The organism is Vibrio sp. 1727 (assembly GCF_033344415.1).
Taxonomy (GTDB): Bacteria; Pseudomonadota; Gammaproteobacteria; order Enterobacterales; family Vibrionaceae; genus Vibrio; species Vibrio alginolyticus.
Map to the genome: position 1 here is coordinate 1 of NZ_JAWPOT010000090.1, position 1,050 is coordinate 1,050.

Here is a 1,050-nt window from a genome sequence, read left to right on the forward strand (position 1 = left end):
GACCATGCAAGTAAACAACTTGACGCAGCAGCTCCAGTCGTTGGAAAAGCAATACAGCAAGAGCAGTCGTTAGCACGCCAAAATCGCAGAAGTCAGAATATCGGATTTAATCGTTAGTTCATTGGCTAAACGGATGAACTTTGCTAAGGTATTACCTAGTAATACCCTTTAAGTTTAGGACTTGTTATGGCTACTCCAACTTCTATAAAACTCGATGAGACTTTGAAAAATCGAGTGCAAAATTTAGCAAACTCTCAACAGCGCACAGCTCATTGGATTATGAAAGAGGCGATCTCTCAGTATGTCGAACGAGAAGAAAAGAAAGAGGCATTTAGACAGGATGCCTTGAACGCTTGGGATGAGTATCAGATGACAGGTTCGCACTTAACGGCTAGCGAAGTTGAAAATTGGTTGGGTTCTTGGGGGAGTGAGGATGAGGTAGAAACGCCTAAATGTCACAAGTGATTTATACCCCGTCAGCCATTCGAGATTTAGACCGAATCAGAGAGTTTTTAAAGGCTAAAGATCCGAGGGCAGCAGCCAGAGCAGGTCTAAAAATTATCAGTAGCATGAGAGAGGTTGCTAAAGCTTCCTCAATTGGAAAACCGATCGAAAATATGCCCCAAGAATTTCGAGACTGGATTATTGAGTTTGGGAAATCTGGTTATGTGGCTAGATATCGTATTTCTGGAGATAAGATTGTGGTTCTTGCCGTTCGTCACCAGAAAGAGGTCGGATTTTAGCAAAGATGCCATCGACAAGATGAATACATAGGAAAAACGCCCTTAGAGGGCGTTTTTTGTTTCAATTGAATAGCGATCTTTTTGTCCTGTAAATCGTTCTGAAACCGTCACAAACTTTCAAAGTGTTTCAGGGGCGTCTACGCTAGGTTTTCTTGCTAAAACAGCGTGTAGAGCGTTTTAGAGTGTCGGAAGCATGGTTTCTGATGCCTAACTTACGGATTTACCATAATAGGAATAAGCGGCACCAAAATTGTTTGGCTTAATTTCATCATTAATTTCATCAATTGTTCGGAAGGGGTATTCATGC

General features: G+C 41.7%; 2 protein-coding genes. Both read left to right on the plus strand.

Going from position 1 to position 1,050, the window contains the following annotated elements:
* Positions 1-186: 186 nt before the first annotated feature.
* Positions 187-465 (plus strand): CopG family ribbon-helix-helix protein, encoded by a 279-nt coding sequence (locus R8O10_RS24000; protein WP_169696687.1) that lies wholly within the window; start codon positions 187-189, stop codon positions 463-465.
* Positions 453-743 (plus strand): type II toxin-antitoxin system RelE/ParE family toxin, encoded by a 291-nt coding sequence (locus R8O10_RS24005; RefSeq protein ID WP_140184568.1) that lies wholly within the window; start codon positions 453-455, stop codon positions 741-743. Before R8O10_RS24000 ends, R8O10_RS24005 begins: the two co-directional genes overlap by 13 nt.
* The last annotated feature ends 307 nt before the right edge of the window (positions 744-1,050 follow it).

Bases quoted from the DNA above. Each gene is read 5' to 3' on its own strand.
- R8O10_RS24000 (WP_169696687.1), top strand. From the start codon at position 187: ATGGCTACTCCAACTTCTATAAAACTCGATGAGACTTTGAAAAATCGA.
- R8O10_RS24005 (WP_140184568.1), top strand. From the start codon at position 453: ATGTCACAAGTGATTTATACCCCGTCAGCCATTCGAGATTTAGACCGA.